We start from the raw sequence: 20809 nt of genomic DNA, 5'->3' as shown, positions 1-20809 counted from the left end.
GCCAAATCGCCCCACATTTGATCTTGAAGTATTACTGGGAGACTGCTGTGGAAGCGACTCATTCACAATCACACCCGCCTGTTAAAACGCGAGATTATCTCATCATCTTCGTTTGGCTCATCGTCATCACCGGCGCTGAAGTCGCTGTCGGCACCCTCCTGCACGATATTCTGCCGCCGGTCATCACCTATCCCATCTTGTTCCTGATGGCCGTAGTCAAGTCGGCGCTGGTGGCGTTATATTATATGCACCTGCGGCACGACAGCCGCTGGTTCCTGTTGTTTGTCGGCGTGTCACTGCCGCTGGCGGTGCTGTTTATCCTGGTCATGGTATTAGGGTTCGCCCGCATTGCTCCCTGACATGCTCGCTCGCTTCCGAAGGCTTCCGGGGGTTGCCTGGCTCTCGCTGGCGGTTTCGCTGGCCGGCCTGCTGGCCGAAGCCACCTATCATTTCCTGCCGCCGCAATCCATTCCGGCTTATGCAAGCTGGCTAGCCGGCCTCTCGGCGGTTGACCGCGATTTCTTCGGAATGGTTTACGAGTTGATCGCGCACATCTTCATCGGCCTGGGATTGACGGGCCTGGTTTCTTTGCTCGTTTACCAGCAGATCAAATCTGCGGAGCGGAGTCCCAACGGACATTCGACCGCGCCCAAATAAGGTGGCGCGCGCACTTTTCAAACTGACCCTGGCTCTGGCGCTGACCCTGAGCGTGGCAACAACTACCTTCGCTCACGGCGTGATTGACCAGGCCGAGCCGCCGGTTGGGGGGGCGGCGCCGGTTTCCCCGGCCCGCGTCCAGGTCTGGTTCACCGAGCCAATCGAGCCGCGCTTCAGCGCGCTCGAAGTCTACGCCGCCGGCGCTTCCAGCCGGATCGATCTGGGCGACATTCAACTTGAAGGCGACCGGTCATTGTTCGTCTCACTGCCGCCCGGCCTGCCGCAAGGTTCGTACACAGTCCTCTGGCGGGTCTTCACGTTGAGCGACGGCCACACTACCAGCGGCAGTTATTCGTTCGGAGTCGGCGTCCCGGCAGACCCGTCGCAAACGGTGGCGACTGAGCGGACGCCGCTGGCGGATGCGAGTCGATTCTTGTCGCTCGGCGGGCAGGCTGTGTTCGTCGGGGTCGCCGTCTTTGGGTGGGCGGTTCGACTCGACGACGAAGCCCGGTTTCGCCGCTCGCTCTTCTGGGCGATGCAGGCGGCGCGGGCCGCGCTTGGGCTGGGCGCGCTTGGCGCGCTTTATGTTCAAGCGCACAATTTGAACGCGCCGCTCGTCGAAACGCTGACGACTCAGTGGGGCGCGCTCTGGCTGGCGCGAACGACGATGATCGTGGTGATTGCGCTACGCATTGACTCGTTGATGCGCGGCAAAGCGACAGGGCCGGCTTTGCTGGCCGGCGGCTTCTTACTGCTCACCACCTCGCTCACCAGCCACAGCGCCGCCCGGTTTGGGCCGGCGGGCGTGCTGGCTGACTGGGCGCATTTGTGGGCCACGTCGGTCTGGGCGGGCGGCGTGTTGTGCGCCGCGCTGGCGTTAACTAACGGGGAAACGAAGTTCCTGACGAACTTTTCAATTTTAGCCACTGCCGCCGTCGGCGGCCTGATCGTCTCCGGCCTGTGGCTGGGCGGCGGCCAGGTGGGAACGTGGCCGGCGTTGTTGCTCACCGAATATGGCCGGGCGCTCCTGCTGAAGCTGGCCGCCGTCGGGCTGGCTTTGGGGTTGGGACTGTTCAACATGGTGAGGCGGGCAAATCGTCTCGTCTCCGGCCTTGAAGCGGCCTTGATGTTGATCATCGTTTTGTTGGCCGCCGCGCTCACCAATCTGCCGCCCGCCTTCTCGCAGATCACGGACGGCGCGCCGACTCGCGTTGAACAGGTCGGCAAGGCTGGCGAGTTGACGGCGACGGTGGCGCTCTGGCCGGCGCGAACCGGAACCAACACCGTCGAAGTCCGGTTAACAAAGAGCGGGCAACCGTTGATCGGCGCTGAAGCAAGTTTGCAGTTTGAGCCACTCGACCCCGGCGCGGTGGTTTCAACGCTGGCCCTCGACGAGATCGGCCAGGGCGTGTACTCGGCCACGGGCGCAAACCTGACGAGCGAGGGCCGTTGGCAGATTCTGCTGGCGGTGAACGCGACCGAGTTTGTGAACTTTAATTATTGGGTCGGCCCCGACCGGGCTGCGCGAACGCCGGAGATGCCGGCCGGTTTTTTAGTGCGGGCCGTTGGCTGGCTGAACCGTTATGCCACAGCAACCGCCGCCGGTTTGCTGTTGGTGACGGCGGGCGTTTGGAGCTGGCTGGCCTGGCGCTCACTTCGGGCGCAGGCCGATGTTCGATTGCTGGTAGTAGCCTGGTTAGCCCCGGGCCTGTTGATCGCCGGAGCCGTTTGGCTCTGGCTGAAGTTGTAGAATTAAAAGCCCCTAAAGGTCTCGCGAAGCGGACCTTTAGGATTTAGATTTAGATTTGGAGGACGTGCCGTGCAACGTGCGTTAACTATTCTAGGTTTGCTCATTCTCTTCGGCGTTGGCGTGTTTGCCATCGCCGGTGGATTCGCCGGCGGCGGAGGCGCTTACATCGTTCCGAACGATCCGGTTGCCGCTGCCGTGCTGGTCGGTTCCATTGTCGGCGTTCTGGTTCTCACCGTCGTCACCGGGGGCGGTTTGGCCTTCGTCTTCACCTGGCTCAACACCCAGCTTGTCAAAGACAAGCCCGGCGCGCTCAGCGACTCCAAAGCCGATGAAGGCGCTGTGCCGCCTTACGTTCCCTCTTACTCTTACAAGGCCACGCCCGAAAACGTCGAGACCCGTCAGTGGATCATCGGCTCGGTGATCGCCCTTCTGCTTCTGGCCGCCTATGTTGCCTTTGGCAATGGCAAAAACTTCACCCGAAGCGCCAATGAATTTCTGGCCCTGACGTTTGAAGTTCCGGCGGGCGAAGAAAAAGCCGAAGTGCCGTTGTGGGTCATTCCGGCGGTCAGTGTCGTCGTCATCCTGGGCGCAACCGGCGCAGTCGGCGCCGGGCTGGCAATGTGGTTCTATCGCACTCAAGAAGAGAAAGACAAAGCGGCCAAGGCCGGCCCGGCCTGGCCCTCGGCAGAGATTGCCGCTCTGGAGCCAAAACTCAAACCGGAATTTGTGCTGGACTCGGTGCGGCAGATGACGCTGGTGGACAAAGCCTTGATAGCCGGAAACGCCTTTGTGGTGCTGGCGATCCTGGGTGGCATCGCCGTTTGGGTGGCCCCGGCCTTCACCGAAATAAAGGCCGTGGACGCCGCCCGCTTCCCGACTCCGGCGGCCACCACCGTGGCCGCGCCCAGCCCGGCAGACCTGGTGCAGGCCGAGATTGACAAGCTTCCTGCCGGCAATGCCGCCGACGGGCAGACCGCCTTCAATGGCGTCGTGCCGCCCTGCGCCTCGTGCCACAACATCACTACCGACGCCACGCTTGTCGGCCCGTCACTGCTTGGCGTCGGCGCGCACGCCGGCACGCGCAAACCCGGCTATTCGGTCGAGCAGTACATTTACGAATCCATCACCCAGCCCAGCGCCTTCGTGGTTCCGAACTTCCAGGATGGGTTGATGCCGCCGAACTTCAAGGATGTTCTCTCACCGCAACAAATTAGCGACCTGGTCGCTTACCTTGCTTCGCAGAAGTAACGTCTCTGCGTTCTCAGCCCCTTGAATTCAACAAGACGCGCGAAGCAAGAGCCGCGCGTCTTGTCGTTTCTTAAAGGTATATTATGGACAACGCCACCCTCCACAACTACAACGCCGTGCTCGAAGGCTGTGGCCTGATGGATTTGCCCGACCACGCCCTGTTGTGGGCGGCTGGCCGCGACCGGATCGATCTGATCCACCGCATGTCCACTAACGACTTGACGAACATGGCCGAGAACGAAGGCCGGGCCACCGTGCTCACCACGCCTCTGGCTCGCATCGTTGACCGGATCATCGTCATCAACCTTGAGCCGAAGGCGCTGGTGCTGGGGAGCGCCAACATGGCGACGACGATCCGGCGCTGGCTCAGCGGCTACATTTTCTTTCAGGATGACGTAGCACTGGCGGACGCTTCGAGTGAGTTGGCGCAGTTTCGATTGTTTGGCCCCAAAGCAGATTCAATCATCGAGAGGCTGATGAGTGGCGCGAGCGCATTGAAACTGCATCACGCGCGACGGCAGGGCGGGGCGATCATCGGTCGGGCCGACTCGGTGGCCGGGAGCAGTTTCTTTGTGGCAGCCGAAAAAACCGAGATGGCCCAGTGGCGGGCCAAAGCCGTGGAAGCAGGCGCGATTGAGGCCGACCCGGCGGTTTACAACATTTTGCGCGTGGAGGCCGGTTTGCCTGAGATGGGCCACGAAATGGGCGAAGATTTTATCCCGCTCGAATCTGGGCTTTGGAATGACGTTAGTTTTACCAAAGGCTGTTACATTGGGCAGGAAATCATTGCCCGCATGGAGAGCCGGGGAAAACTGGCGAAGCGGCTCATCGGCCTCAAGGCGGCTTCCCCGTTGACTCCGGGTGGACTCGTTACCAGCGCCGTCGAGTCGCCGCGTTTCGGCTGGATAGGGTTGGGGTTTGCGAAGCCCTCAGACGAAATTGGATCGGAAATTGTAATTAACGGGGCGCGGGCGACTATTGCGGCTTTACCGTTTCAAGGATAAGATACAAGAGTGGCGAAAAGAATCCTGGTCGTAGACGACGATGTTCAAACACTACGATTAATTGGCTACATTTTACGCGGGCAGGGCTACGAAGTGCTGGAAGCACTCTCTGGCAACGATGCTTTGCGCGCTATTGCCACCAGCAAGCCCGACCTGTTGGTGCTGGACGTGATGATGGCCGACATGGACGGCTACGAAGTGAGCCGTCGCGTGCGGGCCGATCCCAAGACCGCCCAACTCCCCATCGTTCTACTCACGGCAAAATCACAAGCCGCCGACCGGGCCGAGGGCCTGCTGGCCGGGGCCGACGACTACATCACCAAGCCTATTGATCCGGTTGACCTGGCGGTGCGCATCAAGGCCGTCTTCCACCGGCCACGCACCGACCGGCTGGCGGGCGATCAACAGTCTGCCGATCAATTGTCTGAGATTGCGCACGGCACGGTGATGATGCTGGCCGCGTCGCTGGTGTGGATTCTGGCGGTGGACGACGACAGCCGGATGCTGAAATCGGCGGCTATTGCCGGGATGGCCGGCGAGGACGTGTCGCGTTTGTTTCTACGCACCATCCGGGGCAATGCCAACGACATTGCCTTCCCCCTGGCAAAACAACTCAACCCTCTCAGCGAAGTTGCCCTGACCGATCAATCGCTCATCGAACAAACCGCCAAAGCCATCTCGCGCATGGCCGGCGGCGACCTTCTGGCCAAAGGCCTGGAAGTGGCCGGCGCGCAAGTAGCCAGCCTTTTGCCGCTGACCTTGCGCGGCAAAACCATTGGCGTGATGCTGGTCGCCCGCCGGGGCGAAAACCGGTTGAGCGCCTCCGACTTGCGCCTGCTGACCCTGCTGGGCAGCCAGGCGGCGATGGCTATTGAAAACCAGCATCTCCTTCAGCAACTTGAAAAGCGGGAGCTGGAAGCCCGGCGCGACAAGCTCTTTCATCAGGCCCTGGTCAACACCATGGGCGACGGCTTGATGATGCTGGATAAGGCTTCGCACATCAACTTCGTCAATCGCCGGTTGTGCCGCATGTTGGCCTACGAAGAATCGGAGTTGATGGGCCGCCCCGTGACCGATTTGATCTATGAAACCGATCGCTCGGCCACCGACGCCTGGCTCACCAAAGGAACCAGCACCAGTTCGTTTGAGAAGCAGCTGATTCGCAAGAACGGCTCGCTGATGCCGGTGCTGGCCGTTCACGTGCCGGGCAACAAAACCGACATCGGCGACGTGCTGGTGGTGACCGACCTTTCGGAGCAAAAGGGCCGCGAGACGGAATTGATCCGGCGCACCCGGCAGTTGACCTCCGTCAACAACGCCGCCCGGATCATGGCCGGCTCGCTCGATTTCGATTCGATCCCGCAGACGATTCTCGAAGAGGCGGCGCGGGTGCTGGGGGCCAAGGCCGGCTCCATTTTGCTGGTGGACGAAAAATCGCCGGGGCTGATCTTCAAAGCCGTCGTCGGCCCCGGAGTGGAAAAACTGCTGGGGATGAAAGTGCCGGTCGGTTTTGGGGTGATCGGCTGGGTGGCGCAGAACGCCAAACCGGCGCTGGTGGACGATGTCAAAAAGGATTCGCGTTTCTATCGCGGTGTTGACCAGACGACGGGGCTGACGACGACCAACGTGGTGGCCGTGCCTTTGCTTATCAAGCGTCAGGTCATCGGCGTGCTGGAACTGGTCAACAAAGAAGAAGGCAAGTTCGACGAAGAAGATTTGAACGTGACCGAAACGCTGGCCCAGTGGGCGGCGGCGGCTATTGAGAATGCCCGGCTGGTGCGCGATCTGCTGGCCCGCACCGGCAACCTGGAGCAGGCTTACGCCGAACTCAAGGAAGCCGACCAACTCAAGGACGAGTTGATCCAGAACATTTCGCACGAACTGCGAACACCGCTCACCTTCATTCTGGGCTACGTCGAGCTTTTGCTGTCGCAGGAACTTGGCTCGCTGACCGAGACGCAAATCAAAGGGCTGGAAGTGGTGCGGCGCAAATGCACCGCCCTTACCAAAGTCGTCAACGACATTGTCACCCTGCAACGCCTGAAGATTGCCGATCTTGAGCGCCAGCCCATGCCGTTGAACGGGCTGATTGCCCAGACGGCTCAGGCAGTGCGCACCCTGGCCCAGCAGAGCGACCAAATGCTTGCGGTCGAGATGCCGGAGCACGAGGTCGTCGTCTCCATTGACGAAGAACGGATCGTGCAGGTGATAGACAACCTGCTCAACAACGCCGTCAAGTTCGGGCGGCCGACCGGCAAGATTGTGCTGAAGCTGACCGATCTCGACAGCCAGGCGCGGGTGGAAATACAAGACTCCGGCATCGGCATCCCTGAAGACAAACTCGACCGCATCTTCCAGCGCTTCTATCAGGTGGACAGCGGCACCACCCGCCGTTACGGCGGAGTGGGCCTGGGGCTGGCCTTGTGCCGTGAAATTGTGGAAGCGCACGGCGGCAAAATTTGGGCCGAGAGTGAACTGGGAGTCGGTAGCCGGTTCATCTTTGTGTTGCCCAAAGCCAGAATGGAAACGGCTGTCGCCAAGTAAGCCCGGTTTTTTGGAGGCTGAGGTATGGATTTCAAAGTCATCTCGGATTTTTTAGCGATGCTGGCCCAGGCGCTGCTGGTGGTTGCCTTGCCGATTTTGATTGCGGCGGCGGCCTTCTGGCTCAAGCAGAAGGGCGATGAGATTAAGAGCAAGCTGACGAAGGAGCAATTGGCGGCGCTGGAGAGCATTGGCTCCATTGCGGTTCGGGCCGCCGAGCAGGCCGGGATCACCAAACAGATCGCCGGCGGCGGGGCCAAGAAGGAATATGCCCTGCAGGTGGCGCAGAACTACCTGAACTCAGCCGGGCTTAAAGTGAACGTGTCGGCCATTGCCAACGTCATCGAGGCCGAGGTGCTCAAGCAGTTCAACAGCGCCGCGCCGCCGGACGACACGCCCCAGGCCCGCGCCGCCCTGATTGACAAAGCCGTTGAGAGCGCGGTGCTGGCCGCCGAGCAAAGTGGCCTCAAAGTCGCCGCCGCGAACGTGGGCGCTTCCATCGCCGAACAAAAGAAGCAGTACGCGCTTGGGCTGGCCAAGAAGTATCTGGACGATCACGGCCTGCGGGTGGATTTGAGCGTGGTGGACGGCCTGATCGAAGCTCAGATCATGCGGTTCAAGATTGAGGCCACGAAGAAGTAGGGCGAAGAATTAAACGTAGAGACGACCCGCCGGGTCGTCTTTTTTTATACAAGTTGATCAGCGTAAGCAAACAGCGCCGGCCCCCCGCCGGTGTGCCAGAACAGCACTCGTTCGTCTTTGCCGATCACGCTCTTGCGAATCAAATCCAGCATCCCGCCAAAGGCCTTGCCAGTGTAAACCGGGTCTACCAGAATCCCCTCCAGCTTCGCTAACAACCGAATCGTCTCTCGCTCGCGCTGGCCCATCATGGCATAACCGGCGCCGATGTAATCGGCGTTGGCGCTGATGTCGGCAGGAGTGAAAGAAAACGGCAACTCTAACAGAGACGCTGTCTCAGTCGCCAGCTTCGCCACGTTCGTCTTCAACACGTCCAGCGGCTCGTCCACGCTGAAGCCCAGCACTTCGGTCTGAGGCATCACTGCTTTTGCGCCAACCGTTAGCCCGGCGTGCGTGCCGCCGGAGGAGGAGGCGAAGCAGAAACGGGAGAAGCCGCTCTCGCCCCGAAGTTGATCCGCCAACTCCTGCACCGCCGCCGCGTAGCTGGCCGCGCCGATCTGGTTGGAGCCGCCGATGGGAATGAGATACGGATCGTTGCCAGTGGCCTTTTCTTTTTCGCAGGTGGCTTGCATCACCGCTTCGCGACTCTCGTTGTGTGACCAGACGATCTCCGCGCCGAGCAGTTGATCGAGCAGGATGTTGCCGGTGGCTTGGGCCGGCGGGTCGCCGCGCAAGACCAAAATGCACCGGAAGCCACAACGGGCCGCCGCCGCCGCCGTCTGGCGGCAGTGGTTGGATTGTGGCGCGCCGCCGGTGATGATCGTTCGAGCCTTGAGTTGTTGCGCTTCGGCCAGCAGGTATTCCAGCTTGCGGGTCTTATTGCCGCCCCCGGCCAAGCCGGTCTGGTCGTCGCGCTTGATCCAGATTTCCGCGCCGCCGAGGCGGGCCGAGAGGCGGGGCAGGGGTTCGAGCGGGGTGGGGAGGTGGGCGAAGGAGAGATGATGTGGAAGTTTCATGAGAGGGAGAGGGAGATTAGAGAATTGGAGATTGGAGGTTAGAGGTGGCTGAAGATTCCAACTTCCAACATCTAACTTCCAACATCCAACTTCAATCCCCGATGAACGCTTTCGTTTGCTGTTTGCCTCTGCGCCGCATTGCATTCAACAGGCGGAGCAGGGCGATAGTATACAGCCGATATAACAAAGGCGAGGGAGCGTAGTCGAGCGCGCCGGGGGTGCGAATCACGTCGCCGCTAAATCCTTCCTTGAACTTCCACACGCCGAACATCGAGTCCGACTCGTCGAAGACATCAGGCGCGCCCCAGAAGTCGTAGATCGCGCAACCTTGCGCTTTGGCCCATTGAATGGCCGCCCACTGCAAAAGATGGTTGGGCATCTTCTCGCGGTGCTGGCCGCTGGACATGCCGTACATGTAAAGCGCGCGCCGGGCGAAGTGGAAGGCGATGATGGCGGCGACGGCCTGCCCGTCCACTTCGGCGATGAAGGGCTGGGCATGGCCGGACTGAATGAAGCCGCCCCAGGCGTCGCGATAATAATTTTTGTGGCGAATGACGAAGCCGTCGCGCACCGAGGTTTCAGCGTAGAGGCGATAGAGCAGGTCAAGCGGCGCATCGTCTGGCGGCGGCGTTTTGACGGCGACGCCCTTGCGCTCGGCCAGGCGGATGTTGTAGCGCGTCTTCTGCTTGAACGAGGCGAGGATGTCGTCTTCGGGGCGGGTGAGGTCAAGCCAGACGGTGTTTTTGAATTGCACCTGGCTGGCAGATGGAAAGAAACGTGGCGGGTCTTGAGTCTTGAGTCTTGGGTCTTGAGTATTCAGTTTGATTTCCGGGTCAATCTTGATGAAGATGGCCCGCTCGCGCCGGGCGAGGGATTCCAGGTCGGCGAGGACGGCTGTTGCCAATTCAGTGTTCGACCAGTCGAGGCAGGGGCCTTTGGGAATGTAGAGGATCGAAAAGGGGCCGACGGTTCTCTTGAGGATTTGGGCGGCGGCCACTGGTTGATCGGCATTTTCCCAAAGCAGGCGGCGGGCGCTCCAGCCGTAACGCGATTTGAACTCGCCCCATTGCCACGCCTGGAGCAGGTGGGCATTGGGCAGGCTGGCGAGGGTAGAGTCCCAGGTTTGAGAGTCGGTGATAGGGTGAATGGGTGACAAGGGCAAGCGGCTCAAGCGCCCCAAGTATACGTCCGATCTGTGCTGGTGATAGGATGCGCCATAAAAGAGCTTTTCACCGCCCAGTTTGTGGATAAGATTGAGGCCCGGGTTGCGGCCTCCGGGCCGCGTGATTGAAACCTTCTTCCAAACGTGATATAAAACTAGGGTCGCGACGATCAGCGTTCTAATAGAAGCCCGTGAAGGGAGAGATTGATGAACAAACTCACACGAACAAACCTGGACAACCTATGGTCTGATGATAGGGAATTACAAAACAGAGCCTTTCTCCATATTCTCGAGGTGACGGACAAACCCGTTGACTGGGCCTACGACGTGTGGGACGAGATGATGGAAAACTTAAGCCACAAAGACAATCATCACAGAGCGATTGCGGCCCAGGTTCTTTGCAACCTGGCCAAGAGCGATCCAAAGAATAGGATGCTCAAGGATTTTGATGCTCTGCTGGCAGTTACGAAAGACGAGAGGTTTGTCACCGCCCGGCATTGCCTGCAATCGCTATGGAAAGTTGGCGTCGCAGGAAAGAAACAGCAGCAGAAGTTGGTGGATGGTCTGGCCGGTCGTTTCAAAGAGTGCATCACGGAAAAGAACTGCACCTTGATCCGCTACGATATCATTCAAAGCCTCAGGAATGTTTATAGCGCAGTAAAGGATGAGAAAATAAAGGAGAAAGCGTTGGAATTGATTGAGACTGAAGAGGATCTCAAGTACCGCAAGAAGTATGCAAGTCTCTAGAGAGCCAGATGAAGTTCTTGATCAGAGAGAGACGCGCCTAAGTTGACGACGCTACGCCATTTGCTGGCTATCCTGCTCCTGCCTTTTCTGGTTGTGGTCGTCGTGCCTTATTGGTTGCTCACCACTTTTGCCGCCGGCGGCATTGGTTGGGGCGATGGTTCGCTCATCGTGTGGTTGCCTCGCTCGGCCGGCGTCGTGTTGATCATCGTCGGCTTAGTGCTCTTCGGCTGGTGCGTCAGTCTATTCGCCAGAGTCGGCCAGGGGACGCTTGCGCCCTGGGACCCGACCCGCAACCTGGTGGCGGCAGGCCCGTATCGTTTTGTCCGCAACCCGATGATCAGCGGCGTCGCCCTGATGCTGACCGGCCAGGCACTACTCTGGGGTTCCGGGGCGATAGGGTTCTGGGCCTGCGTTTTTGTCTGTATCAATCACGTCTACTTTGTGCTATCGGAAGAGCCGGGGTTGGAAAGACGGTTTGGCGATCATTATCGCCTTTACAAGGCAAACGTCCCGCGCTGGATTCCCCGGCTGAGGGCGTGGTCGGGCAGGTAAGGCCTGTGCTTCCTCCTCACGAAACCTTTCCCTATCACTGCCTCTCGCTCGGCACGCTCACGTTTGTTGTCAGCGGTGAGGGCGCAGAGCATCTGGCCGGGTTGGCCGCGCGCTCGTTCTCGCCCGTCGTCGCCCGTTACGCTTACCCGCGCTTCGAGACGCGCGCGCCGTTCTTCCCCGTCATGGCCGCCGACGATCTTGGCAAACTCTATCAGGGTCTCGACGCCCTCGACTGGATGGCCGGGAGCGGCCTGCTCTATCCTCGATCCGACGCGATGGGAGTCTGGGTAGATGGATCGGAAGACCAACTGTTTTTGAAGGAACTTGATCTGGCCGTGCCGCCTCTAGCCTTTGCCGCCGCCTCTGCCGGGGAAGCCGACTTCCCCGGTTCACTCCTCTCAGCCGCCATCCAAATCGTTTCTCAGTCCGACCACGCCATCACTCCGGGCGGCGACTTCCCGTCCCGGCTCTCGGCCTGCCTCCCAACTTTTCAACTCCACGCCGATCTGATTGGCCTCATGGCCTTCGATCTCATCCCACACGTTTTGACACACCCACGCCCGATCTCTTTTGAAGACCTGGATGATTTTCTCTCTGGTATGGCGGGCTGAATTCAAAGACGAAAGTGAAGAATCCAGTGATGCGCGAATCCCCAATCAAAACCGTGCTTGTGCGAATCAGGGCTGTTCGCTTTCGCCACTGGGGAACGCTGGTGGAATTAGCCTTGATCGCTTTTGTCGCCTGGCTCATCGCCCGGCCCCTGTTGAACTTTGACCCCGCCCGCCGCCTGCCGGGGAATGAGTACCAGACTCACGTAGGCGTGATCGCGCCGTTTATTCAGGCGTTGAAAAACGGGACAGACTTTCCACTCTGGAATGCAACGGCGGGCACCGGGCGTTCCCTCATCGCCGACCCTTTTCTCTTTGTGTTCAATCCCTTTCTGTCATTGCCCATGTTGATCTGGGGCGTGATTAACGGGAGCAAAGTTGCGGTGGCCCTCAACTTTGGCGTGGCCGGCCTGGGGGCGTGGGTCATGGCGCGGCAACTCGGCTTTCAGGCGGTCACGCGCTTGTGGTGCGGCCTGCTGTACATGCTGTCGGGAGCAATTGTCTCGCATCTCCCGGTCGGCCAACTTCAGTTGTCGTTTGCGTTAGGCTGGTTGCCCTGGTCGGTTGCTTCGATTCTGTGGGTCGGCCAAAGCCGGAGTTACACCGCCCTCGTTTTAGCCGCTTTGGCTCAAGCCATGTTTTTCTTCGCCGGGAATTTGTATTACCAACTGTACGGCCTGGCGTCTATTCTGATCATTGTGGCGATCAACGCAGTTGAGTGGTCGGCAACGCCCAGCCTCAACGTGAGGGCGGGCTTGAGATACCTGGCGGCTGGTCTGTTGGCATTAGGGTTGATTGCCCTCCAGCTTTTCCCCCAGTTGGCCTCACGAGGCGCGATTCGCAACGACGGCGGATTTGGGTCCGATGTTGAAGTTGAAGGCTCGCAGAAACCGGCTGATGCGCTCCTCAACTACATCGTGTCCGATCACGACTTCTACGTCACGTCACTGTTAGGCAAAGCGCCGTACATTCAAGAGAGCTATCGCTACGTTGGCGTCAGCCCGTTCCTTTTCGCGCTGTTTCTGGCGCCGGCCTTTCGACGTGGCCGCCGCAAGCAGATCGTCGCCTTTGGGCTGTGCTTCTTGCTAATGCTGGCCTGGGCCGACCTGAACCATTCGTTTGTCAAAGAGATTTACCGCGCCCTGCCGTTGCTGTTTCAATTCCGCTGGCCGGGCCGGGCGCTCAGCGTCGGCGGCCTCTTCTTGATCTTCCTGGGCGCATTTGGCTTGGATGAGCTTTTAGCTTCACTGCGCTCATCTCAAACACTGCTGTCAATCTTCACCGCGCCGGGCCAGCAACAGTTTGTTATTCGCCTGGGGCCGCTGTTGAGTAGCCTGGTCGTGGTCGGGGCCGGCCTGGCCGTCAACGATGTGTATCAGGCTCACAAAGAGATGGTGTCCCTGAGTGCAGAGTCGTCGCCTGACGGAGAAGATGCCTTGAGGTGGCTGAGAGAAAATGATCCAGGCCCGTACGGAATTAGCACGGCGCTGGCGGTCACGGAGAACGGCTCGATTACCGGTTACGAACTCGGCTTGCGCCTTTTCAGCATTGTTGACGGCTGGCGTTCGGCGCGCGCCACTCAGCAGATCGGCCAGGAAGATGCCATTTCTTTGCCGCCCACCTATTGGGTCATTTTGAACACCGATCTGCCGGGTTTGCCAAACGCCGATCTGTTGCAGACGTTCGACTCAGTGAACGTCTGGCGCAATCGAGACAGTTTCCCTTACGCATTTTATTTGCCGGTTGACCGGGCCAGGGCGCAGACTCCAATAGCATTGGCGGACGTGACCGCCGCCCCCGTCGCCCGGCGCGACGGGCCTAACCGTCTCCTGGTGGAAATGGAGGGCGAGGAAGCCAGCCTGTTGGTCGTGTCAGAAGCGTGGTTTTCGGGGTGGCAAGTGTGGGTGGATGATCGGCGGGCAGACCTGACAACGGTTAGTACGGCTTTGAATGTGTACTTTGGTTTTGAGGATCCACCCCTCTACTTGACTTTCCCGGCCAGCCTGATGGCTGTGCAAGTTTCGCCGGGCCGCCACAAGGTCGTCTTTCAGTTCGAGTCGCCGGCGTTCAAGGTTGGCCTCGCCCTCAGCGCGGCGACGCTCCTCATTTCGGCTCTGCTAATCTGGGCCGATGTTCGCCGCGTCAGGGCATCCAAAGCTAAACCGTCGAATACGCCAACCATTCCTGACACTGGCTTGCCGTAGTACAATCACCTCGTGCCTGCCATCATCATCTATCGCGATAAAACCTACGAAGTTGAACCCGGCCTCACCGTCAAAGAGGCGCTGATCAAAATCGGCCTCGAGCCGCAGTTGTATATTGCCGTCCGTAATGGCAAGCTTGTCACCGATGAGCGACGCCTGCGGGAAAACGACAAACTCAAGCTGGTCGCCATCATCTCTGGCGGGTCAACCTTTCACTCCGGCTTTGTGGCGGTGGTGGGCCGCCCCAACGTGGGCAAGTCCACTTTGCTCAATGCCCTCCTCGGCCAAAAGGTCGCCATCGTCTCCCCGCGCCCGCAAACCACCCGTCGCAAACAACTTGGCATACTAACAACCGCTGAGGCGCAAATCATTTTTGTAGACACCCCCGGCATTCATCGCCCCAAACAAGCGTTGGACAAATACATGCAGTCGGTTGCCACAGGCGCCATCGCCGACGCTGATGTCATCCTGTGGCTGGCCGACGTTTCCGAGCCGCCGACGACTGAAGACAAACGCCTTGCCGAACTCATTGCCAGACACGCGCCCAAGACTCCCGTCGTCCTGGCGCTCAACAAAAGCGACCGCCTCAAACCGGCGCACGTCCTGTCAAACTCCGACGCTTTCCGCGCCCTGGCCCCAAACGCCGAGTGGATGCTGGTCTCGGCGACGCGCGGCGACAACCTGGAGAAGATCGCGCCTATGCTCGTCGCCCGCCTGCCCGAAGGCCCGCAGTATTACGGCGAAGACGAAGTCACCGACGCTCAACTGCGCGACCTGGCCGCCGAGTTGATCCGCGAAGCGGCGCTGGCTGAGTTGCGAGATGAAGTGCCGCACGGAATCGCCGTCGAGATCGAAGAGTTCAAGGAGCCGGAAGGCAAGGCCGCCCACGTGAGCGCGGTGATTTACGTGGAGCGCGAGAGCCACAAGGGCATCCTCATCGGCAAGAAGGGCGCGATGCTCAAAACCATTGGCGAGCAGGCCCGCAAAGAAATCGAGGCCCAGCTTGACGGCAAAGTGTTTCTGGCTCTGCACGTCAAAGTCCGCGAAGGCTGGCGGCAGGACGATCGCGCGGTGAAGCGGTTTGGCTATGATGATCGTGAGGAGTGATGGTTGATGATGACTTAACCACGAAGCCTCAAAGGCACGAAGTTTCACAAAGATTTCTTAGTGGCCCTTTGTGTCTCGCGAAGCGGTCTTCGTGGTGGACGTTTTACCATGACGACACCTTTCTATAACTCGCCCTATTCCTCTCGCTACGGCTCGCCCGAAATGCGCGCCCTGTGGTCGGACGAACGGCGGCGCAAACGCTGGCGGCTGATCTGGGCCGCGCTGGCCGAGGCCCAACAGCAAGCCGGACTGGTGACGGCGGAGCAGGTTGCCGACTTGCGCGCCCACGCCGGCGAGATCAACATTGCTCGCTCGCTCGAAATCGAAAAAGAGATCGGCCACGACGTGATGGCCGAAGTGCGCGCTTATGCCGAGCAGTGCCAAACCGGCGGCGGCATCATTCACTGGGGCGCGACCAGCGCCGACATCACCGACAACGCCGACGTGCTCGGCCAGCGCGAAGCCCTGGCGCTCGTGCAGGATCGCCTCGCTCAACTTTTGCTGGCCTTCGCGGCTCGCATTGAGCAGACTCGCGATCTGGCGTGCATGGCCTACACTCACCTTCAGCCCGCCGAGCCGACGACGTTTGGCTATCGCCTGGCCGTTTACGCGCAAGACCTGCTCACGCACCACCACGCGCTCACCAACCTGCGAAAGAAATTGCTGGGCAAAGGCCTCAAGGGCGCGGTCGGGACTCAGGCCTCGTATGATGAAATTCTGGATGGCACACCCTTCACGCCTGCCGAACTCGAGTCTCAGGTGATGCGGTCGCTTGGGTTAGAAGCATTTTCTATCGCCACCCAAACCTATCCACGCGGACAGGACTACACGATGCTGGCCGCCCTGGCCGGGTTGGCCGCCGCCCTGCACAAGTTCGCCTTTGATCTGCGGGTGATGCAGTCTGCCGGTTTTGGCGAGGCGGCTGAACCGTTTGGCGAAAAGCAGGTCGGGTCGAGCGCCATGCCCTTCAAACGCAATCCGGTCAACGCCGAAAAGATTTGCTCCCTCGCTCGCTACGTCGCCGCCCTGCCGCAAGTCGCCTGGAGCAATGCCGCCGGGTCGCTTCTCGAACGCACCCTCGACGACTCGGCCAACCGCCGCGCGATTTTGCCCGAAGCCTTCATTGCGATTGATGAGATGCTGATCACCGCGACCCGAATTGTGGAAGGGATGACGATTGACGAAGCCGCCTGCGCCCGCAACCTTGAGATGTACGGCCCCTTCGCCGCCACCGAGCGCGTGCTTATGGCGATAGTGAAAGCCGGGGCCGACCGCCAGCGCATGCACGAACGTTTGCGTGAGCACAGCCTGAAGGCGTGGGAAGCGATCAAAGCCGGCAAGCCCAACCCGCTGGCCAACCTTATCGCCACCGATCAGCAACTCCTCTTCTACCTTCAGCCCAACAAACTCAAGGCGTTGATGGACGCCCGCGGCTACGTGGGCACGGCCCCGGAGCGGGCGGCGGCGCTGGCGAAGACCCTCCGCGAACAGTACAGCGTCAATTCGAAATAGACACTTGTCGCCAAGTCATAGGCGAATGTACTGAATTGCCTTAAAACGCTTGCGTTAAGGCGGCAAAGTTTGCTATGGTGGTCAACGGAGGAAACCCATCATGACAAAACTTGCCCGCCTGATCATCATCACTCTCATCGTCTCGGCCTGTGCAACGGCCACCCCACAGCCAACGGCCACCCCACCCCCAACTCAAACTCCGGCCCCAACCCTCTCGCCCACAGATACCCCGACTCCCGTTCCGAGCGACACCCCGACGCCCGAACCCACCCACACCCCAGTTTCAACCGACACGCCCAAACCCACCGACACCCTGGCCCCGACAGCCACTCACACCAACACCTTCGTGCCGGTGACGCTGGCCCCGACGGCCACTTTCACCTCAGCCGCGCCAGACTTTCTCACCACCGTCAGCACAGTCAAACTCCAGGTAGAGGGTTTTGGCGGGATGATTGACGGCGCGTTGCGGAACGGCTTCATCAATTGCCAGGACGTGGTCAACCAATATTTGACGATTGCCGGCGCGCCCCAGTTTGAACCCGGCAACTTCGGCGGGCCGTATCAAACCTATCGCGCCGCCGTTGACCTGTTCACCAACAAGTCGCACGACATCTATCAGAACTGTGCTGATTTCCTGGCGAATCCGGGGGGCGGCTCGATTCCGTTTCAGCAGTGGGGCGCGGCCCGGCAGAGTGTGAATGAAGCAGTGGATTTGCTCAGGCAGGCGATTGTGGCCGCCGGCGGAACGCCGTAGAAGAACTTACCAAAGTTGTCTTGCCCGGCCTCTTTCTTCAGTCTATACTCACCTCAGCCCAGCAACTTCGGCAGAAGTTCCAGCAGGCGGGGCAGGGCGCTCGAGTTCATGAGCAGGGCGGTCACAAGGATCAGGGTAGCCGCCAGCCAGCGGGCGCGCACGTTGAGTTGAAGGGTCAGGCAACCGCGCTTGAGTTGCAATCGCAGGGACAGCGCGGGCAGGGTTCGTTTGGTTTGAAGTTTCTTTTTCATCGGTGCAATCTCCTTTGAGGTGATGTCCGATGAGCGCTCATCTGCGAACACAGTAGCACTTTTGAGAAGGTTGGTCATGGACAACTCTATCCTTGACAACACATCGCCGGAAGAGCATGAACGGCTTGTTGAACTTCAGGCAGAGCTTGAAGGCCTGGAGTTTGCTCCGCTTCTCAAGAAATTGATGAAGCAATTTGACCTGTCCTCCGTCAAACAAACCGCTGTTTCAGCAGAGATAGACGACTCAATCTTGAATAAGATTCTAAAAGGCGAGCACCACGAGTTCAAAGCAAAGAACGTTGATGCCTTACTGGACGATTTAGAAACGCTGGACAAGCTGACCAACCTGGCAGAAAAAGAGATTTGGCGGCGGGAGCTGCGGATCGCGGCTTTTCTCCACTATGATTTTTACAAGTCCGTTGAACCGCGCTTGAAAGAATTCGGAACCACGGCCCAGCAGGAGATCGCCTGGAAGATTTACCGGCGCCAGGCATACCCTGCGGCGGCCAAAACCTATGACGAAACAAAAGAGCAGTTGGGCCAGCCATTCCCGCTCGTCTTGCCGTTAGCCGATTTGTTGGCCGCCAAACTCAAGGGAAAAGACTGGATCAAAGTGCCCGAAGGGTTTGAATTACTTGACGTTGAGGAAGACAGCTACCTCATTTGGAATAATTTTCAGGGTGAAGGCTTCAACTTGCCACCGGATTACAAAGTCGAATGGGCAGGTTTTCGCAAATTCAGAGTGCGGCGCAAGCCGCCCGAACCCTCGCAACCCGACCGCCGCCCAGCCAAGCCCACCGCCCGCTTCATCGAGCCGGAGATGGTGCGTGTGCCAGCGGGCGAGTTCTGGATGGGAAGCGATGAGGGCGATAAAGAAGCTTATAGCGACGACGAAAAACCCCGCCACCGTGTTTACCTGCCCGAGTTTTGGATTGGGCGCTACTTGGTGACCAACGAAGAATACCGGCTGTTTTTGCTGGATGACCGGAGCCGCAAAGCGTCTTCGGCTTGGCAAGGGCGTGATTTTCCGATGGGGAAGGCGAATCATCCTGTGCAATATGTCTCGTGGAAAGATGCTCTGGCTTATTGCCAGTGGCTCTCCCGCCTCAGCGGCGGATCCTATACTTTGCCCAGCGAGGCGGAATGGGAGAAGGCGGCGCGGGGCAAGGACGGGCTGAAGTATCCATGGGGGGACGACTGGCAGGCGGATTTGTGCAACACCAGCGAAAGCAAAATCAATGACACCACGCCGGTTGGCAAGTATTCATCGCTTGGCGGCGACTCGCCTTATGGTTGCGCCGACATGGCTGGCAATGTTGCGGAATGGACACGTAGTTTGTTGGAAGGGGATAAGTCGGAGTTCAAGTATCCATACGACCCTCAAGACAAACAGCGTGAAAACTTGAATGCGGCTGATAAAGTTCGCCGCGTGGTGCGTGGTGGTTCCTTCATTGTCGATCGTTGGTTCGCCCGCTGTGCGTCCCGCACCTGGAATTACTGGAGCGGCCTCCACGGTTTTCGGGTAGTGGCTGTCCCGTTCCGACTCTGAACTCTGGATACTCTGATCTCTGTAACTCTGGACTCTGAGGGGATGGGGTCTGGGGAAGGGGAAACCCCTTCCCCAGCGGTTTGAAATTTTAGGCGTTTCGAGCTGGGGGTGAAGTTTATGGCGGGGGTGTCTCTCTAATCCGCCCACAACCTTTGATCCAAAGATGGGCCTGGTTCTGCTGGGTGCTTCCCGGCAGAACCAAAGCTAATTTTAAACAGGCGGGCAGGGGGCGGATTAGAAGGCCCAACCCGCTCTGGGGCGAAGTTTATGGCGGGGGTGTCTCTCTAATCCGCCCACAACCTTTGATTCAAAGAGGGGCCTGGCTCTGCCGGGATGCTTCCCGGCAGAACCAAAGTTAATTTTAGATAGACGGGCAGGGGGCAGATTAGAAGGCCCAACCCACTGTCATCATCTCCCACTCAGAAAGTTGATCACCGCCAAAATCCCTTCCCGCAACTTCCCCGCCTGCGCCTCATCCAACGCCTCTCGCACTGGCAGTTCAACCGTCAGTGAGCGCATCAGGTGATCCACCGCCCAGGTGGAAGCGTCGCCCGTCACCTTGTAGCCGCCCAGCCAGCGGTTGCTGTAATTGTAGCCGGCCGCTTCGGCCAGAACCTGCCCTACTTCACGCGAAGCCGCGTCGCCAAGCTCGACGCTGTTGGTTAAATGCGTGCCGGGCATCACCAGCCCGTTCGGCGGAAAGGCAGAGTGAAAGTAAATGAGGGTCACGTTGCCGTACTCGGCTTGTAGCGCCAGCAACCAGTCGCGCAACGCCCGCGTCTCCGGCTCCGAGAAAGGTTCGGGGCCGCCGCCGACTGGCAGAAAAAAGTCCGTCGCAATTTCAACGCCCGGCTTCCAGTCGTAAGTCTCCCAGTTTCGGTTCAGGTCAATGCCGTTGGCGTTGAGGCGCTTGCCCCGCGAAGCTCCGTCCGGGTTGAGCGAGTCGATCACAAACAACCCCAGCCCCGGCGGCAAACCCATCGCCCCACTTTCCACATCGGCTAACAACTGCTCGACGACCGGCGCAGAGTTCATCTCGTCGCCGTGAATGCCGTTGACCAGCACCAGCGCCTGCTCCGGCGCTTCCGAGGCCGGGAAGGCAACTCCGGCAATATCACGCCCCTCCACAGATTGGCCGATGACGAAATGATGGGCGGCGAAGTCGAACGAGAGGGGAGTGGCGGTAGCGGTGAGCGTGGCTGTGGGAGAAGGTTGGGCCGTCTCTGTTGGAAGAATGGATTGGGCTGGTGTGGCGGCCACAACCGGGGAAGCGGTTGCCGTAAATGGCGCCGTCACGGTGGCGTCCGACTCTGGAATCTGCACCACCACCGTCGAGACCGGCAAGGCGTTGAGGGCGAACACGGTTGGCAGGCTTAGCACGGCCAGCATCAGCCAGCCGAGAACAACAAGAACGGCGGCAATGATCAGTGCCGCCGCCAGTTCGATGCCGGTGATGGAGTGTTTCATCTAGCGCAGTTTGCCCGCAGTGGTACTGCGGGCGGCACGCT

General features: G+C 59.6%; 19 protein-coding genes. 15 read left to right on the top strand and 4 right to left on the bottom strand.

From position 1 onward, the window contains the following. Positions 1-47 precede the first annotated feature (47 nt). The 7 genes from HYZ49_11940 to HYZ49_11910 all read left to right on the top strand — a co-directional run bounded on the left by HYZ49_11940 (position 48) and on the right by HYZ49_11910 (position 7842). Positions 48-359, top strand: a complete 312-nt coding sequence (locus HYZ49_11940) for a cytochrome C oxidase subunit IV family protein (GenBank protein ID MBI3242994.1) — start codon at positions 48-50, stop codon at positions 357-359. Position 360: 1 nt separating this feature from the next. Further along, positions 361-657 (top strand): hypothetical protein, encoded by a 297-nt coding sequence (locus HYZ49_11935; protein ID MBI3242993.1) that lies wholly within the window; start codon positions 361-363, stop codon positions 655-657. Positions 658-709: 52 nt separating this feature from the next. Next, the gene (locus HYZ49_11930; GenBank protein MBI3242992.1) at positions 710-2407 is read left to right on the top strand and encodes a copper resistance protein CopC; all 1698 of its coding nucleotides are present in this window, start codon (positions 710-712) and stop codon (positions 2405-2407) included. A gap of 69 nt (positions 2408-2476) precedes the next feature. Next, on the top strand, positions 2477-3655 hold the full coding sequence (locus HYZ49_11925; protein ID MBI3242991.1) for a c-type cytochrome: 1179 nt from the start codon (positions 2477-2479) through the stop codon (positions 3653-3655). Between the two features lie 83 nt (positions 3656-3738). After that, entirely contained in the window at positions 3739-4659 is a 921-nt protein-coding gene (locus tag HYZ49_11920) for a hypothetical protein (GenBank protein ID MBI3242990.1), read from the top strand. Between the two features lie 9 nt (positions 4660-4668). After that, the gene (locus HYZ49_11915; GenBank protein MBI3242989.1) at positions 4669-7203 is read left to right on the top strand and encodes a GAF domain-containing protein; all 2535 of its coding nucleotides are present in this window, start codon (positions 4669-4671) and stop codon (positions 7201-7203) included. Positions 7204-7227: 24 nt separating this feature from the next. After that, positions 7228-7842: a hypothetical protein gene (locus tag HYZ49_11910; protein ID MBI3242988.1), complete on the top strand. Its 615-nt coding sequence runs from the start codon at positions 7228-7230 to the stop codon at positions 7840-7842. A gap of 44 nt (positions 7843-7886) precedes the next feature. Here the strand turns inward: HYZ49_11910 and HYZ49_11905 are convergent, their stop codons facing one another. Both HYZ49_11905 and HYZ49_11900 read right to left on the bottom strand, forming a co-directional pair. Then, positions 7887-8855, bottom strand: a complete 969-nt coding sequence (locus HYZ49_11905; protein ID MBI3242987.1) for a D-cysteine desulfhydrase family protein — start codon at positions 8853-8855, stop codon at positions 7887-7889. A 91-nt stretch (positions 8856-8946) separates the two neighbouring features. Next, complete coding sequence (locus tag HYZ49_11900) at positions 8947-10011, bottom strand: peptidoglycan bridge formation glycyltransferase FemA/FemB family protein (protein MBI3242986.1); 1065 nt, start codon at positions 10009-10011, stop codon at positions 8947-8949. Positions 10012-10224: 213 nt separating this feature from the next. Between HYZ49_11900 and HYZ49_11895 the strand changes: the two genes are divergently transcribed. The 7 genes from HYZ49_11895 (at position 10225) to HYZ49_11865 (ending at position 17501) form a co-directional block, all read left to right on the top strand. Beyond that, complete coding sequence (locus HYZ49_11895) at positions 10225-10764, top strand: hypothetical protein (protein ID MBI3242985.1); 540 nt, start codon at positions 10225-10227, stop codon at positions 10762-10764. Between the two features lie 42 nt (positions 10765-10806). Then, positions 10807-11316, top strand: coding sequence for an isoprenylcysteine carboxylmethyltransferase family protein (locus tag HYZ49_11890; protein ID MBI3242984.1), 510 nt, complete (start codon positions 10807-10809; stop codon positions 11314-11316). A 5-nt stretch (positions 11317-11321) separates the two neighbouring features. Beyond that, entirely contained in the window at positions 11322-11927 is a 606-nt protein-coding gene (locus HYZ49_11885; GenBank protein MBI3242983.1) for a hypothetical protein, read from the top strand. A gap of 29 nt (positions 11928-11956) precedes the next feature. Then, positions 11957-14128 carry a hypothetical protein gene (locus HYZ49_11880; protein MBI3242982.1) on the top strand — a complete coding sequence of 724 codons (2172 nt, stop codon included), beginning with the start codon at positions 11957-11959 and terminating at the stop codon, positions 14126-14128. A gap of 12 nt (positions 14129-14140) precedes the next feature. Then, entirely contained in the window at positions 14141-15235 is a 1095-nt protein-coding gene (gene era / locus HYZ49_11875; protein MBI3242981.1) for a GTPase Era, read from the top strand. Positions 15236-15343: 108 nt separating this feature from the next. Continuing rightward, on the top strand, positions 15344-16747 hold the full coding sequence (locus tag HYZ49_11870; GenBank protein MBI3242980.1) for an adenylosuccinate lyase: 1404 nt from the start codon (positions 15344-15346) through the stop codon (positions 16745-16747). Positions 16748-16847: 100 nt separating this feature from the next. Next, positions 16848-17501 (top strand): hypothetical protein, encoded by a 654-nt coding sequence (locus HYZ49_11865; protein ID MBI3242979.1) that lies wholly within the window; start codon positions 16848-16850, stop codon positions 17499-17501. Between the two features lie 53 nt (positions 17502-17554). Here the strand turns inward: HYZ49_11865 and HYZ49_11860 are convergent, their stop codons facing one another. Then, complete coding sequence (locus HYZ49_11860; protein MBI3242978.1) at positions 17555-17752, bottom strand: hypothetical protein; 198 nt, start codon at positions 17750-17752, stop codon at positions 17555-17557. 76 nt (positions 17753-17828) lie between these two features. Here HYZ49_11860 and HYZ49_11855 point away from each other — a divergent pair, with 76 nt between their 5' ends. Then, the gene (locus tag HYZ49_11855; protein ID MBI3242977.1) at positions 17829-19301 is read left to right on the top strand and encodes a formylglycine-generating enzyme family protein; all 1473 of its coding nucleotides are present in this window, start codon (positions 17829-17831) and stop codon (positions 19299-19301) included. 408 nt (positions 19302-19709) lie between these two features. Here the strand turns inward: HYZ49_11855 and HYZ49_11850 are convergent, their stop codons facing one another. Beyond that, positions 19710-20768, bottom strand: a complete 1059-nt coding sequence (locus HYZ49_11850; protein ID MBI3242976.1) for a DUF2817 domain-containing protein — start codon at positions 20766-20768, stop codon at positions 19710-19712. Positions 20769-20809: the final 41 nt, after the last annotated feature.

This window comes from Chloroflexota bacterium (assembly GCA_016197225.1).
Lineage (GTDB): Bacteria > Chloroflexota > Anaerolineae > Anaerolineales > VGOW01 > VGOW01.
This window is presented reverse-complemented; position numbering and strand designations above follow the sequence as displayed.